The 14,030-nt window shown below is 72.6% G+C and carries 17 protein-coding genes and 1 pseudogene; 9 read left to right on the forward strand and 9 right to left on the reverse strand.

What is annotated here, in order from left to right; genetic code table 11:
• Positions 1-2 precede the first annotated feature (2 nt).
• Positions 3-656, forward strand: coding sequence for a response regulator (locus AC5L30_RS20250; protein WP_494869194.1), 654 nt, complete (start codon positions 3-5; stop codon positions 654-656).
• A 7-nt stretch (positions 657-663) separates the two neighbouring features.
• Here AC5L30_RS20250 and AC5L30_RS20255 read toward each other — a convergent pair whose 3' ends face one another.
• The 3 genes from AC5L30_RS20255 to AC5L30_RS20265 all read right to left on the reverse strand — a co-directional run bounded on the left by AC5L30_RS20255 (position 664) and on the right by AC5L30_RS20265 (position 3,114).
• The gene (locus AC5L30_RS20255) at positions 664-1,236 is read right to left on the reverse strand and encodes a DUF5709 domain-containing protein (RefSeq protein ID WP_494869098.1); all 573 of its coding nucleotides are present in this window, start codon (positions 1,234-1,236) and stop codon (positions 664-666) included.
• Between the two features lie 88 nt (positions 1,237-1,324).
• Positions 1,325-2,116 carry an ATP-binding protein gene (locus AC5L30_RS20260; RefSeq protein WP_494869099.1) on the reverse strand — a complete coding sequence of 264 codons (792 nt, stop codon included), beginning with the start codon at positions 2,114-2,116 and terminating at the stop codon, positions 1,325-1,327.
• Positions 2,116-3,114, reverse strand: a complete 999-nt coding sequence (locus tag AC5L30_RS20265) for an SDR family oxidoreductase (RefSeq protein ID WP_494869100.1) — start codon at positions 3,112-3,114, stop codon at positions 2,116-2,118. The genes AC5L30_RS20260 and AC5L30_RS20265 overlap by 1 nt, the downstream gene beginning before the upstream one ends.
• Before the next feature lie 224 nt (positions 3,115-3,338).
• On the opposite strand from AC5L30_RS20265, the gene AC5L30_RS20270 reads away from it, so the two are divergent.
• Entirely contained in the window at positions 3,339-4,538 is a 1,200-nt protein-coding gene (locus AC5L30_RS20270) for a glycosyltransferase (RefSeq protein WP_494869101.1), read from the forward strand.
• Here AC5L30_RS20270 and AC5L30_RS20275 read toward each other — a convergent pair.
• The 4 genes and pseudogenes from AC5L30_RS20275 to aroA form a co-directional block, all read right to left on the reverse strand.
• Positions 4,496-5,435 (reverse strand): annotated as a pseudogene (locus tag AC5L30_RS20275) (DMT family transporter). The gene AC5L30_RS20270 and the pseudogene AC5L30_RS20275 overlap by 43 nt on opposite strands.
• A gap of 59 nt (positions 5,436-5,494) precedes the next feature.
• Complete coding sequence (hisN, locus tag AC5L30_RS20280; protein ID WP_494869102.1) at positions 5,495-6,313, reverse strand: histidinol-phosphatase; 819 nt, start codon at positions 6,311-6,313, stop codon at positions 5,495-5,497.
• Positions 6,314-6,341: 28 nt separating this feature from the next.
• Positions 6,342-7,502 (reverse strand): ribosome small subunit-dependent GTPase A, encoded by a 1,161-nt coding sequence (gene rsgA, locus AC5L30_RS20285; protein WP_494869103.1) that lies wholly within the window; start codon positions 7,500-7,502, stop codon positions 6,342-6,344.
• Positions 7,472-8,773: a 3-phosphoshikimate 1-carboxyvinyltransferase gene (gene aroA / locus AC5L30_RS20290; RefSeq protein ID WP_494869104.1), complete on the reverse strand. Its 1,302-nt coding sequence runs from the start codon at positions 8,771-8,773 to the stop codon at positions 7,472-7,474. The genes rsgA and aroA overlap by 31 nt, the downstream gene beginning before the upstream one ends.
• Before the next feature lie 103 nt (positions 8,774-8,876).
• Between aroA and AC5L30_RS20295 the strand changes: the two genes are divergently transcribed.
• The 5 genes from AC5L30_RS20295 (at position 8,877) to rsrA (ending at position 12,194) form a co-directional block, all read left to right on the forward strand.
• Positions 8,877-9,587, forward strand: coding sequence for an SOS response-associated peptidase (locus AC5L30_RS20295; protein ID WP_494869105.1), 711 nt, complete (start codon positions 8,877-8,879; stop codon positions 9,585-9,587).
• Between the two features lie 196 nt (positions 9,588-9,783).
• Positions 9,784-10,176, forward strand: coding sequence for a WhiB family transcriptional regulator (locus tag AC5L30_RS20300; RefSeq protein WP_494869106.1), 393 nt, complete (start codon positions 9,784-9,786; stop codon positions 10,174-10,176).
• A 51-nt stretch (positions 10,177-10,227) separates the two neighbouring features.
• Positions 10,228-10,845, forward strand: a complete 618-nt coding sequence (locus AC5L30_RS20305) for an alpha/beta hydrolase family protein (protein ID WP_494869108.1) — start codon at positions 10,228-10,230, stop codon at positions 10,843-10,845.
• Positions 10,846-11,080: 235 nt separating this feature from the next.
• A complete protein-coding gene (locus AC5L30_RS20310; RefSeq protein WP_494869110.1) occupies positions 11,081-11,905 on the forward strand; it encodes a sigma-70 family RNA polymerase sigma factor in 825 nt (274 codons plus the stop codon).
• 1 nt (position 11,906) lies between these two features.
• The gene (gene rsrA / locus AC5L30_RS20315; RefSeq protein WP_030336658.1) at positions 11,907-12,194 is read left to right on the forward strand and encodes a mycothiol system anti-sigma-R factor; all 288 of its coding nucleotides are present in this window, start codon (positions 11,907-11,909) and stop codon (positions 12,192-12,194) included.
• A gap of 118 nt (positions 12,195-12,312) precedes the next feature.
• On the opposite strand, the gene AC5L30_RS20320 is transcribed toward rsrA, so the two are convergent.
• On the reverse strand, positions 12,313-12,615 hold the full coding sequence (locus tag AC5L30_RS20320; RefSeq protein WP_494869112.1) for a 50S ribosomal protein bL37: 303 nt from the start codon (positions 12,613-12,615) through the stop codon (positions 12,313-12,315).
• Between AC5L30_RS20320 and AC5L30_RS20325 the strand changes: the two genes are divergently transcribed.
• Positions 12,608-12,829 carry a biotin/lipoyl-binding carrier protein gene (locus AC5L30_RS20325; protein ID WP_030490397.1) on the forward strand — a complete coding sequence of 74 codons (222 nt, stop codon included), beginning with the start codon at positions 12,608-12,610 and terminating at the stop codon, positions 12,827-12,829. The two genes, AC5L30_RS20320 and AC5L30_RS20325, sit on opposite strands and share 8 nt — an antisense overlap.
• The gene (locus AC5L30_RS20330; RefSeq protein WP_494869113.1) at positions 12,826-13,335 is read left to right on the forward strand and encodes a GNAT family N-acetyltransferase; all 510 of its coding nucleotides are present in this window, start codon (positions 12,826-12,828) and stop codon (positions 13,333-13,335) included. The genes AC5L30_RS20325 and AC5L30_RS20330 overlap by 4 nt, the downstream gene beginning before the upstream one ends.
• A 34-nt stretch (positions 13,336-13,369) precedes the next feature.
• On the opposite strand, the gene AC5L30_RS20335 is transcribed toward AC5L30_RS20330, so the two are convergent.
• Positions 13,370-13,948, reverse strand: a complete 579-nt coding sequence (locus tag AC5L30_RS20335) for a TetR/AcrR family transcriptional regulator (protein WP_494869114.1) — start codon at positions 13,946-13,948, stop codon at positions 13,370-13,372.
• Between the last annotated feature and the right edge of the window lie 82 nt (positions 13,949-14,030).

The following is a 14,030-nucleotide window of genomic DNA, read 5'->3' on the forward strand; positions in this document are numbered from 1 at the left end:
TGATGGTGGTGGACGACCATCCGATGTGGCGGGAGGGGGTGGCCCGCGACCTGACCGAGGCTGGTTTCCTGGTGGTGGCGACCAGCGGCGAAGGGCGACAGGCCATCCGGGTGGCGGCCGCCGCCCGGCCCGACGTGGTCGTCCTCGACCTGCAACTACCGGATATCTCCGGCGTCGAGGTGATCCTGGGGTTGCGCGCGGCACTGCCCAGCGTGCGGGTGCTGATGCTCAGCGCCAGCGGCGAACAGCAGAGCGTGCTGGACGCGGTCAAAGCCGGGGCCACCGGTTACCTGGTGAAGTCGACCGCGCCCGCCGAGTTCCTGGAGGCGGTCCACCGCACCGCGGCCGGGGACGCGGTCTTCACCCCCGGCCTGGCCGGGCTGGTTCTCGGCGAGTACCGCCGGCTGGCCGCCGGGCCGGGGCGGGGGACCGGCCCGGCCGGCGCTGCCGAACCCGCGACGCCGCAGCTCACCGAACGGGAGACGGAGGTGCTGCGGCTGGTGGCGAAGGGGATGTCGTACAAGCAGATCGCCCAGCGGCTCGGCCTGTCGCACCGCACCGTGCAGAACCACGTGCAGAACACCCTGGGCAAGCTGCAACTGCACAACCGGGTCGAGCTGACCCGGTACGCCATCGAACGCGGTCTGGACGACTGAACGGACGTCAGACCGAGCGGGGTGGCTCCGTCTCGTGCATGGCCAGCTCCTCGGCGGTCGCGCCGCCCCCGGCCGATCCGGCGTCGTACGCCACCGAGTCGGTCTCCTGGTCGGTGTGCGACCCCTCGTCCGGTTCCACCAGTCGACCCACCGTGTGGTCGGCCACCGTGCCGAGCTGGCCGTGGTCGTAGAGGGAGACCGGTGAGTTCGGGTCCGAGGTCGGCCCGGGATCCATCACGTCGGCGTCCAACTGGGCCTCCGCCGCGGCTTCGAGGTTGTCCGCCTCGAAGGCGATCTTCGGGTCGATCGTGCCGGCCAGCGGGTCGTCCGCCGGGCGCTCGTAGACCTCGCGGTCGAGCTTGTAGTCCAAGGACTCACCGTCGAGCTGCTCCTCGGCGGTCGTTCCGAACCGGTCCACCGCCACCGGCGTCCGGTCGCCGGGCAGTTGGGCCGGGTCCGGGCCGTCCGCCTCGCGCCCGGTGAGGACGTCGTCGTTGGCGGTCGAGTCGTCATCGGCGGTGTCGGGCAGCCCTTGCGCCTCGGTGTCGGACACGGGGGTCGGGTACTCGTTGTCGCGCATGTCTGATCACTACCCGCTGCCCTGCCGCCATAACCGGACGACCTTCGGCGGTACGACGCCGAACCGGGCGGCGACGGCGAAAGCCCCGTCAGGCGGCCTCGTCGTCGGGGTGCAGCACACACCAGACGACCTTGCCGTCCGGTACGGCGCTGCTGCCCCAGCGACGGGTCACCGTGTCGATCAGCAGTAGGCCCCGGCCGCCGACCCGGTTCGGCGGGGATATCCCGGCGAACGTCGGCCGACGGGGGGAATGGTCGCGAACCGCGAGGTGCAGGGTGCTGTCCTGGGGCGCCAGTCGAACCGTCATCGGGGTCTGGGCGTGCGCCACCACGTTGTTGACCAGCTCGGTGATCGCGATGCACGCCGGGTCGGTGAGCGTGGCCATGCCCCAGCGTTCGCAACCGGTGGTGACCAGCTCACGCGCCTGCCGGGCGGCGCCCACCGCCGGGGCCAGTTCGGCGGTGAGCACCGCCGCCAGTGGTGCCGCCGCGACCGCGGCCAACGCGCCGTCCACCGTCGGCCAGGCCGGCACGTCGGCCAGCGCGGCGTCCGGGTGGGCGGGCCCGTCGACCGCCGGGTCACACAGCAGCAGATCCGCGGCGGGCCAGTCGGCGACCTCCCGGCGAACGTCGGCGAAGACGGCCCGCCCGGCCGCGTCGACGACCCGCAGACCGGTCACGTCGGCCACCACCGGACCGGGCCGGTCCACGAGGCGGGCGAGCAGCGCACCGCGTACCGCCTCGACTCCGGCGGCGTCGAGCACACCGGTCAGCCGAACCACGGCGGACGACTCGTCGATTTCCACGAGACAGCTCGACATGATCGCCCCATTGTGCGCGCCGGTGACGGTCAGCGCATTCGGGCGCTCGACATCGGCCATCAGCGGTCCAACCGGGAGCGGCGGTTGATGGCCGCCAGGGTGCCGACAGCGGTGCCGGCGGCGGCCAGACCGAAGGCTGCGGTCATCCGCACCAACTGTCGCCGCCGACCGTGCCAGCCGCCGTCCTGGCGCGCCTGAGCATCGGCGTGGAACACGTTGCCGCTGCTGTCCACCCGGGCGCCCGGGCCGAACTGGGTGCGGTGGACGTACCAGCCGAGGGTGCGCTCGACCAACGCGGGCGCCAGCCGCCACTGCAGGCCGATCAGCCGGGCCGCGCCACCGGCGTACGCCTCGCGGCGGGGCCGGCGCAGCAGCCGGACGATGGTCTCGGCGACCACCTCCGGCGGGTAGATCGGTGGAGGCGGCATCAGCTCCCGGCCGCTGTGGTTGCCCGTGTGCCGAAAGAACGGGGTGTCGATCGTGGCCGGCAGTACGGTGCAGATGGAGATGTGACCCCGACCGGTGACCCGCAGTTCCTGCCGGACGGTGTCGGCCAGCCCTCGGATGCCGTGCTTGGCGGCGTTGTACGCCGACTGGTAGGGCATGGCCACCTCGGCCAGCACCGAGGCGTTGTTGACCAGCACACCGCCACCGGCGGCACCCAGGTGGGGCAGGGCCGCCTTGATGCCGTGCACCGCCCCGAGCAGGTTGACCTCCAGTACCCGGCGGAACTCGGCGACCGGGATCTCGTCGAACAGACCCACGGCGCTCACCGCGGCGTTGTTCACCCAGGCGTCGATCCGGCCGAACTCGGCCGCCGCCTGATCGGCCAGCCGCCGCACCGACTCCAGCTCGGTCACGTCGGTCGGTACGACCAGCGCCCGACCGCCCAACTCCCGGCAGCGCTGGGCGACCTGTCGCAGGGCGGGCTCACTGCGGGCGGCCAGCACGACGGCGGCACCCCGGCGGGCCAACGCGTACGCGGTGGCCGCGCCGATCCCGCTGGACGCACCCGTGATCACCACGGTCGAATCGTCGAGACTGCGGGTCAGCGGCATTCCTGAGCGGTACCCCTGGCCGGGCCTGGTCACACCGGCGGCGGCTTGTCGATCATCGTCGAACCGTGCTGACCTGTGCCACTTGTGCTTGCTGTGGCGCAAGTGTCGGCGGCACTCGCGGGGACTCTTCCTGATCTGCCAGGTTTCGGCTCAGCGTCGCGGGGTTAATGGGACGCTCTGACCGGGAGGACCACCGCCGAGGAAAGATCGCAGGGAGGTGACCCATGCGCGTCGGCCTCGTCTGCGCGCACGCCAGTTCCTACCGCCACGCCGACGGCCCGCCGGTTGGCACCCGACAGCACATCGCGCGCATCGCCGCCGAGCTCACCGAGCGAGGCCATGACGTCCGGCTCTACCACCGCCGGGACGACCCGACGCTGCCGGCGACGATGAACGTCGACGGCTACCAGGTGCACCAGGTGCCCGCCGGCCCGCCCACCTCACTACCCACCGCCGAGCTGATCCCGTACGTGACGGAGGTCGGCCGCTGGCTGGCCGACGAGTGGTCGGGTGCCTGGCGGCCCGAGGTGGTGCACGGGCACTACTGGGTCGGAGGGCTGGCCGCCGCACACGCCGTTCGGGAGACCGACATACCGGTGGTGCAGACGTTCCACTCGCTCGGCATCGAGCAACTGCGGCACCTCGGCGGCCACTACGACGGGCCGGGGCAGCGGATCACGCTGGAGCGCGCGTTGACCCGGGCGGTCGACATCGCGGTGGCCCAGTCCAACGACGAGGTCGACGAGCTGACCCGGATGGGTCTGCAACGCAGCTCCGTCGCGTTGGTACCGGCCGGCGTCGACCTCGACCTGTTCCACCCCGACGGCGAGGCCGCACCGCGCGAACAGCGGCCCCGCATCCTCTCGGTGGGCTCCCTTGCCGCCGGGCACGGCCAGGAGGACCTGATCCGGGCGATGCGGCTGGTCGGGGACGCCGAGCTGGTGATCGCCGGAGGGCCCCCGGCCGACCAGCTGACCAACCACGCCGAGGCGCGACGGCTGCGCGAGCTGGCCGAACAGATCGGCGTCGTCGACCAGGTACGGCTCGTCGGGGCGGTGCCCCACGACCAGATGGCCACCTGGTACCGGTCGGCGGACGTGGTCGCCTGCACGCCGCACTACTCCTCGGCCGGGCGGGTCTCGCTGGAGGCGATGGCCTGCGGGGTGCCGGTGATCGGCTACGCGATGGGTGGCCTGGCGGACGCCGTCGTCGACGAGGTCACCGGTCGCCTGGTGCCCCCCGGTGACGTCCGGGCCCTCGGAGTGTCGTTGCGCCGACTGCTCGCCGACAACGCCGGTCGGTTCGCGTACGGGCACGCCGCGGTGGACCGGGTGCGCAGCAGCTACACCTGGGAGCGCACCGCCGGTGCGTTGGAGCGTCTCTACGAGCGGGTGGTGAGCCGCCGCAAGCCGGTCGAGGCCTGAGCTGGCGGTGCCGTGGCACCTCGGCCGTGCGGTGCCGGACGGTCAGCCCGGCCGGCCGGCGCCGACCATGGCGCGGTCGGAACGGCGTGCCACCGAGCGGTGCTGCTGCGGTTCGGCGTACCGGGTCAGGCCGATCACCGCGGCCAGGGTGACCAGGAAGCCGACCGCGGCCAGCCACTCCCGCCCCGGCCAGATCTTGTCGTTGAGCAGCAGCAGGCCGACGATCGCGGCGGGTACCGCGCCGGCCGCGTCCATGGCGGCGACCGCGGCGGTCGTCGAGCCGCGCTGCATGGCCAGGCCGAGCAGCAGTTGACCGACGATCGAGTGGGCGATCAGCAGGTAGAACAGCGGGTCGGCGAGGAACGCCTCGGCGGACGGCGCGGACGCCAGTGGCCGGGCGGCGACCGCGGCCGAGCTGAACGCCAGCCCGGCCAGCGAGCCGAGGGCCACCGAACCGGGCGCCCCGTGCAGTCGGACGGCGAAGACACCGAGCACCGCGATCACGCCGAGCGCCACCAGCAGGGCGATCGAGCCGGCGGTACCGAGCTGCTTCGACGGCGCCGGCCGGGCGGACAGCACCAGCGCGGTGATCCCCGCGAAGAGCAGCGCCAGCAGCACCACCTCCGCCGCCGGTAGCCGCCACTTCAGCACCAGCACCCCGAGGATGGCGGTCACCCCCAGCCCGGCGGCCACGCTGGCCTGCACGAGGAACAGCGGCAGGTCCCTGCGGGCCAGGAAGGCGAGCACGAAGCCGCCGATCTGACAGCCGAGGCCGATCAGGTACGTCCGGTGCCCGGCGAGGCGCAGCAGCAGGCCCGGATCGAAGGTGTGGTGGACCGTGGTGCGGGCCGCCGCCACCGACTGGAGCAGGTTGGCGAAGCCGTACGCGACGATCATCGCCGCGAGAAAGCACCAGCCGGAGGAGACCACCTGGCGAGGATAGAGGTTGCCGGGGGTCAGCGCTCGGCTGGTCGATTGAGGCGAGCGAGGATGTCGGCGTGCAGCACACCGTTGGTGGCCACCACGCTGCTGTCGGTGCCCGGAGCGCCGGCTGGCGCCGGTCGACCGGACAGATCCGTGACCGTGCCACCCGCCTCCGTGACGATCGGTACCAGCGCCGCCACGTCCCACAGCGACAACTCCGGCTCGGCCATCACGTCGAGTGCCCCCTCGGCCAACAGCATGTAGCCGTAGAAGTCGCCGTACGCCCGGTTACGCCAGCTGTCCCGCATCAGGTCGAGCACCGCGTCGAGCCGCCCGGCTTCCTCCCACCCGTTCAGTGACGAGTAGCAGAAGCTCGCGTCCGCGACCCCGCGTACCGCGGACACGCCGATCCGTTCCCCGGCCGCGGGGCTCGGCCCGGCGTACGCGCCCGCGCCCGCGCTGGCCCACCAGCGCCGCCCGAGCGCTGGGGCGGACACCACGCCGACCGCCGGCCGGTCGCCGTCGTAGAGCGCGATGAGGGTGGCCCAGATCGGCACGCCACGGACGAAGTTCTTGGTGCCGTCGATCGGGTCGATGATCCACCGGCGGCCGTTCGGGTCGGTGGACGACTGCGCGCCGTACTCCTCGCCGAGCAGCCCGTCGGCCGGCCGGTGCTCGGCCAGCAGGGCGCGGATTTCCCGCTCCACGGCGGTGTCCGCGTCGGAGACCGGGGTCAGGTCGGGCTTCGCCTCGACGCGCAGGTCGAGCGCGCGGAACCGGGCCGTGGCGATGGCGTCGGCCCGGTCGGCGAGCAGGTGGGCGAGGGCGAGGTCGTCGGCGTACCCGGTCATGCCGGCAACCTAGCCCACGCCCGTCGGGTCACTCGTCGGGCCCGCGCCGGTCACCCTCGCCGGGCCCGCGTTGGTCGCTGTCACCGCGCGAGTCACCCTCGCCGGCGCGGGAGGCGAGCAACCGGCGGTACGAGGCCAGCCGGCGTGGGTCGGCCTTACCGGCGGCCACCCAGGCGTCCAGCCCACAGTCGGCCTCGTCGGCCGTGTGCGGGCAGTTCGGCGGGCAGTCGACGGTGCCCTCGACCAGGTCCGGAAAGCCGTGCAGCAGACTGTCGGCCGAGACGTGCGCCAGCCCGAAACTGCGGATCCCGGGGGTGTCGATGATCCAGCCCGGGTCGGTGTCGACCCCGGGCACCGGTGGCAGCCGTAGCGCCACCGCGCTGGTCGAGGTGTGTCGGCCCCGGCCGATCGCGCTGACCACACCGACCGCGCGCAGCGCGTCCGGAACGAGGCGGTTGACCAACGTCGACTTGCCCACCCCGGAGTGCCCGACCAGTACCGACACCTTGCCGCTCAGCAGCGCACGGAGCGCGTCGAGGTCCGAGTCGGGGCGGTTGAGCACGTACGGCAGCTCCAGCTCGGTGTAGTAGCCGAGCACCTCCTCCGGCCCGGCCAGGTCGGCCTTCGTGAGGCAGAGCAGTGGCTCGACGTCCGCGTCGTACGCGGCCACCAGGCAGCGGTCGATGAACCCGGTGCGCGGCGGGGGGTCGGCCAACGCGCTGACGATCACCAACTGGTCCGCGTTGGCCACCACCACCCGTTCCAGCCGACCCTCGGCGGTGGTCTCGTCGTCGTCGGCGGTGCGGCGCAGCACCGAGCGGCGCTCGGCGATCCGGACGATGCGGGCGAGCGCGCCCTCCGCACCCGACGTGTCGCCGACCAGGCTGACCCGGTCACCGACCACCACCGACTTGCGGCCCAGCTCACGGGCCCGCATGGCGGTGACCGTGGGCAGCTCGGCGCCGACCACGCCCCGCTCGGCTCCGGAGAGCACGCAGGTGTAGCGCCCCCGGTCGACGGCGATGACGAACCCGTCGACCGCGTCGGCGTGCTGTGGGCGGGTGCGCGTACGCGGGCGTGACGACTTTCCGGGCCGGACCCGTACGTCGTCCTCGTCGTACTCCCGCCGTTTGGTCGCCAGGACCTTCCTCCGTCGCGTCAGCTCTTGCCGGTCACCATCGCTGACCATAGTGCCGGGAACTCGGGCATGGTCTTGGAGGTACACCCCACGTCGTCCACCTCGATGCCCGGAACGGCGAGCCCGGCCACGGCGGCGGCGTGCGCCATCCGGTGGTCGTGGTAGGTGCGGAAGACTCCGCCGCGCAGCGGGCGGGGCCGGATCTCCAGGCCGTCCGGCGTTTCGGTGATGTCCGCACCGAGCCCGCCGAACTCCCGCGCGAGCGCGGCGAGCCGGTCGGTCTCGTGGCCACGGATGTGCCCGACGCCGGTGAAGACCGAGGGTGAGTCGGCCAGCATGGCCAGCGCGGTCAGCACGAGGGTCAGCTCGCCGACGTCGGACAGGTCGGCGGTCAGACCGTGCACCACGCCGGTGCCGCGGACGGTCAGCCCGTTGGTGGAGAGGGTGACCTCGCCGCCCATCCGCTGTAGCAGCGAGCGGAGCTGCTCGACCGGCTGCGTGCTGCTGTGCGGCCACCCCTGCAGGGTCACCTCGCCGCCGGTGACCAGGGCGGCGGCGAAGAACGGCACGGCGCCGGAGAGGTCCGGTTCGATGTCCCAGCCGCGCCCGGTGAGCGGGCCGGGCTCGACGGCCCAGACGTCGGGGGTGCTGTCGTCGACCGCCGCGCCGGCGGCCCGCAGCATCTGCACCGTCATCCGAAGGTGCGGCGCGGAGGGCACCGGCGGGCCGACGTGGCGTACCACGACGCCCCGGTCGAAGCGCGGGGCGGCCAGCAGCAGCCCGGAGACGAGCTGGCTGGATGCGGAGGCGTCGATCACCACCTCGCCCCCGGTGACCCGGCCGGTGCCGAGCACGGTCAGCGGCAGGCTGCCGGTGCCGGTGACGTCGATCCGGACGCCCAGCGAACGCAGGGCGTCGACCAGCGGGCCGAGCGGCCGGGTGCGGACGTACGGGTCGCCGTCGAAGGTGACCTGCCCGTCGGCCAGGCCGGCCACCGGTGGCACGAACCGCATCACGGTGCCGGCCAGCCCGACGTCGACGTGCGCGGGCCCGGCCAGCGGGTGGGGCCGGACCAGCCAGCGCTCGTCGTCGCTGATCGACACGTGCGCACCCATCGCCCGCAGGCCGGCGGCCATCAACTCGGTGTCGCGGGCGCGCAGCGGCCTGGCCAGCGTTGACGGGCCGGCGGCCAGCGCGCTGAGCACCAGGGCACGGGCGGTCATCGATTTGGAACCGGGCAGGCGCAGCGTCGTCGCCACCGGGTCGGATGCGGTTGGTGCGGTCCACGGCTGCGGCGGCCGGGTCGCGGTCAGGTTCCCCACGGTTACATTCTGCCGTGTCGGCGGGTGGGCGGCGGCGCCCGGCGTTCGTACTCCCGGTTGGCGGGACAGCCGACAGGGCCTCCGGCGCGTTAGCGTGTCTCCCATGTGCGGCAGGTACGCGACGACTCGGAGCTCCGGCAAGCTGAGCGCCCTGTTCGAGTCGTCCGACGACTCCGACGGCCTGGTCCGAGCGGATCACAACGTCGCGCCGACCGACCCGGTGCCGCTGGTCCGGGTCAGCCCGGAGGGGCATCGCAGCCTCTGTGTCGGCCGCTGGGGGTTGCTGCCGCACTGGTCCCGGTCCGCCTCGGGCGCCGCCCGCATGATCAACGCGCGGGCGGAGACGGTGGCCACCAGTCGGGCGTACGCCGGCTCCTTCTCCCGTCGCCGCTGCCTGGTCCCGGCCGACGGCTGGTACGAGTGGGTTCGGCTGCCCGACGGCGGCCGACAGGCGTACTTCATGACCCCCCGGGACGGCTCGGTGCTCGCGCTGGCCGGCATCTGGTCGGTCTGGGAGTCCGCCGCCGAGACCCGGCTCACCTTCAGCGTGCTGACCACCGCGGCGCTCGGTGACCTGGTCGAGGTGCACGACCGGATGCCGGTGCTGCTGCCGCCCGAGCGTTGGTCGTCGTGGCTCGCGCCGACCGACGAGCCGGAGCGGCTGCTCACTCCGGCGTCGGCGGAGCAGTTGGCGGGGTTGGAGATCCGCCCGGTCGGTGCGGCGGTGGGCGACGTCCGCAACGACGGGCCGCAACTGACCGCCCGGGTGTCGGTGCCGCCGACGGTGACGCCGCAGGAGTTGACCCTGTTCTGATGCCGCCGTGCATCGTCGGCCGCCGATTTGCCAGGGTTCCGCGCGATTCGTCTCCTGACTGTTCAGTCATGTTCCCGGCAGACCCTTGTCCCGGTGTTGCGAAGTGCGATAGAACACAGCGCCGGTAGTGGCTGTCGATTCGCACGGGGCGGACGACGTCCACAGATCTTGCCGGTCCCACGGGGGAGGTGGGTGGATGACACGGGCACGTATGCCGCGCCCGCACGAGGTGGCGGCGGCGCGGCGAGATCCGCGACTGCTGCGGGCCGTGCGGGAACGGCGACAGGACGACGCGTGGCGCACCAGAGGAACCTGCCAGAGCGTCGATCCGGAGACATTCTTTCCGGCACCGAACGAGCCGGCGGACGCCGCCGTCGCGCTGTGCCGCAGTTGTGACGTGCAGGGGTCCTGCCTGGCCTGGGCCCTCGACGTCGGCGACTGCCATGGCGTGTGGGGCGGCACCACGCCGCGGGAACGACGGGCGATGCTGGTCGCCTGGCGTGGTGAGGTCGACCCCGACCCGGACGTCATCGACGACGCCGGCCCGCCGGTGCGCGACCGTCTGCTCGCCCTGGTCCCGCTGAGCTGATCGGCGGCCCGGTTCGCTCCCGTCGCCCGTCCGGCGGCGCAGAATAGGCCGGTGCCATCCAGCGACGAGATCGACACCCCGCGCGGTCCGGCGCGGATCGACACCGACCTGCCGGTCCGCCCGGCCACCGCCCTGCTCGTCCTCGGGCACGGCGCGGGCGGCAGCGTCGACGCGCCCGACCTGCTCGCGGTCCGGGACGCGTCGGTCGCGGCCGGCCTGGCGGTGGTCCGGGTGACCCAGCCCTACCGGGTCGCCGGCCGACGCGCGCCGGTGCCGGCGGGTCACCTCGACGAGGCCTGGGCGGCGGTGCTCGCCGTACTGCGGGACCGGCACGCCGACGTGTCGACGGTGGTGGTCGGCGGGCGTTCCAGTGGCGCGCGGGTGGCCTGCCGGACGGCCCGCGCGGTGGGCGCGGTGGGCGTGGTCGCATTGGCCTTCCCGCTGCACCCGCCCGGCCGACCGGAACGCTCGCGGGCCGCCGAACTGGACACCGGCCTGCCGACGCTGGTCGTCAACGGCGACCGGGACCCGTTCGGGACGCCGGAGTCGGGGCCGGCCGTGCAGGTGGTGAGCCGTCCCGGTGAGACGCACGATCTGCGCCGCGATCCGGCCGGCACCGCCGCCGCCGTGCGCGACTGGCTGTACGCCCAGGGCTGGGCGGCCGACTGACCCGTCGCGGCCGGCTCGCCGGGACGACCGTTTCCGGCGCCGGGCACGGGTCGTTGCATCCGATGGTGCCGCCGGCCCGATCAGGGCCGGTGACACCAGTCCTCCCAGGCCCTTCCTGGTCCCAGCGCCGGCCGCCGTCGGGGCCGGGACCAGGAACGGGAGGGCCGGCCGGAATGCCCCAGTGGTCATCTCGCGTTACTACCCCCGGACGACTTTTCTGCGAGGGGGGTGACCGGTGCCAACCGAGACACGAAGCCTGGAACGGGACGAGCGGGACGCCCGGCAGCTGAAGCGGCTGCTGGATGGCCCGGAGTGGCCCGCGACGGCGGGACCGGGCGGGGTGGGTGCGGTGAGCACGGGCACACCAGCCGGAAGTGAATCTGTCGGCAGGTCTGTGCGCGTATCCTCGGCGGGAAAGCATCCGACGCGAGGGGATGTGCGGTTGACCACCGAGAAGACGGACGAGCGCAGGGCCCGATTCGAGCGGGACGCGATGCCATTCGTCGATCAGCTCTACGCTGCTGGGCTGCGGATGACACGCAACCCGGCGGATGCCGAGGACCTGGTCCAGGAGACCTACCTGAAGGCGTACGCGGCCTTCCACCAGTTCGAGCAGGGCACGAACCTGAAGGCCTGGCTCTACCGGATCCTGACCAACACCTACATCAACTCCTACCGCAAGCGGCAGCGCCAGCCGATCCAGGCGCCCACCGAGGAGATCACCGACTGGCAGCTTGCCGAGGCCGAGTCGCACACCTCCAGCGGGTTGCGTTCCGCCGAGACGGAGGCACTGGACCGGCTGCCGGACAGTGACGTCAAGGAGGCCCTCCAGCAGTTGCCGGAGGAGTTCCGGCTGGCCGTCTACCTCACCGATGTCGAGGGCTTCTCCTACAAGGAGGTCGCGGACATCATGGGCACGCCGATCGGCACCGTGATGTCGCGTCTGCACCGGGGCCGTCGTAATCTGCGCAAGCTGCTCGAGCGCTACGCGGGGGAGCGGGGCTTCAGTGCGGCCCGCTCAGCGAAGGGCTCGACCGCCGCTGCCGGCCGGGAGGTGTGACGTGAGCTGTGGGGAGCCGCACGAGACGGACTGCCGCGAAGTGCTCGCGGAGGTGTATCTCTACCTGGATCTGGAGTGCGCCGACGAGCGCCGCTCGCTGATCCGGCACCACCTGGACGAGTGCGGGCCCTGCCTGCGCGAGTACGGGCTGGAGCAGGAGGTGCGGGCGCTGGTGGCGCGTTGCTGTGGCAACGAGACCGCGCCGGACGAGCTGCGCGAGCGGCTGCGAGTCAAGCTCACCGAGCTGGTGGTCTTCGAGACCAGCGACTCCCGTGAGCTGGCCGACTGAGCGTCGGCACAAGCTGGAAAGACCGGTGGCCCGGGTCGATGTCGACCCGGCCCACCGGTGTACCCGGCCTCGGCCGGGTCGAGCTGAGCGGCGACGGGCAGCCGGCCCGTCGACTCGTTCAGGAGTTGGGACGCTTGCCGTGGTTCGCGGCGTTCTTCTTACGAGCCTTCTTCTTCCGGGACTTCTTCGCCATGCTGACCTCCTCGTGATGGGTCGGATCCGTCCTGCGCACGACCTCGGCGCCGGTGCGGCCACCGGCGGTCCGGCGTCGGGTCCGACCCGCTGATGGTAGTGCGGTGGGCACCCGCCGCCTTCCCCAGGGCGGGCCTGCCATCCCGCTGTGCCGCTGCGCGCCCACCGTCGGTCGACGCATGATTGGATACATCGGCAGGCACGTCGCGAAGAGGGAGGGCCTGGACATGGCCGAGGAGATCCGCGCCGAGATGGTGGCCAACGTCTGGAAGGTCGTCGCCACGGCTGGTGACACGGTGGCCGAGGGGGACACCCTGGTGATCCTCGAGTCGATGAAGATGGAGATCCCGGTCATCGCCGAGTCCGATGGTGTGCTCCAGCAGCTCGCCGTGCACGAGGGCGACGTCGTGCAGGACGGTGACCTGATCGCGGTGATCGCTTGACCGGGTTGCGGGTCCGTCCGGCCGAGCTGGCCGACTTCCCGGCGGTGGCCCGGCTGACCGTGGCCGCGTACGAGGCGGACGGCCAGCTCAAGGGCGAACACGGGTACGGCGAGGTGTTGGCCGACGTGTCGACCCGAGCCGCCAGCGGCGAGGTGCTGGTCGCGGTCGACGAGGTGACCGGGGCCGTGCTCGGCTCGGTCACGTTCGTGCTGCCGGGCACCCCGTTCGCCGAGTTGTCCGGGCCGGGCGAGGCGGAGTTCCGGATGCTCGCGGTCGACCCGGGCGCCCAGGGGCGGGGTGTCGGTGCCGCCTTGGTCGAGGCGTGTGTCGACCGGGCGACCGAGTTGGGATGCACGGCGGTGGTGATCTGCGTCCGGGCCGGGATGGCCGATCCGGCGCACCGGCTCTACTCGCGGCGCGGGTTCGTCCGCTCGCCCGAGAAGGACTGGTCACCGGTGCCGGGCGTGGACCTGCTCGGGCTGCGGCTGGAGCTGACGCGCGGCTGACCGTCGAGCCTGGGACGGAACGATCACGCCCGGGTCAGGCGTCGGGCTGCGTGCCGATGGCGGCCAGCAGCTCGTCGGCCACCTCCAGGGCGAGCTTGCGGCGTTCGTCGTCGCTGATGTGCGGCGCGCGGACTGCGAACCAGCTGGTGTGCACCGCAAAGATTGACAGCGCGGCGCGAAGTTGGGCGGCGGGGGAGTCGTCGCCCCGGCAGAGCGCGTCGGCCAGCTCCAACATCCGACCGCGCATCTTCTGGCCGGAGGAGAGGCTCTTGAGCGCGGTCTGGTTCTGCTCGAAGAAGCGCATCACCGACGGCTGGGTGCCGTCGAACATCGTGTCGGCGTACCGGGAGATCAGCTCGCGCCGGGTGGCCAGGGTGGCGGGCTGGGTGGCGGCCCAGGCGGTCAGCGCGTCCATCCGTTCCAACCGGTCCTCGACGAAGCTGGCGACGATGTCGTCCTTGCTCTTGAAGTGGTAGTAGAGCGCGGCCTTGGTGACGTTGAGGCGCTCGGCGATTTCCCGGAGCGAGGTCTTCTCGTACCCCTGCTCGGTGAAGAGTTCGAGCGCGACGGCCTTGATCCGTTCCCGCGTCCCGCCGCCTGTGCTCTCGCTCACCCACGCCCTCCAAATGGCTTGACCGTTGCTTGTACCCAACTTACCGTGCGGCTAGTAAGGTGACTAGCCGGGCGGCAAGTAA

Source organism: Micromonospora sp. BQ32, assembly GCF_059358895.1.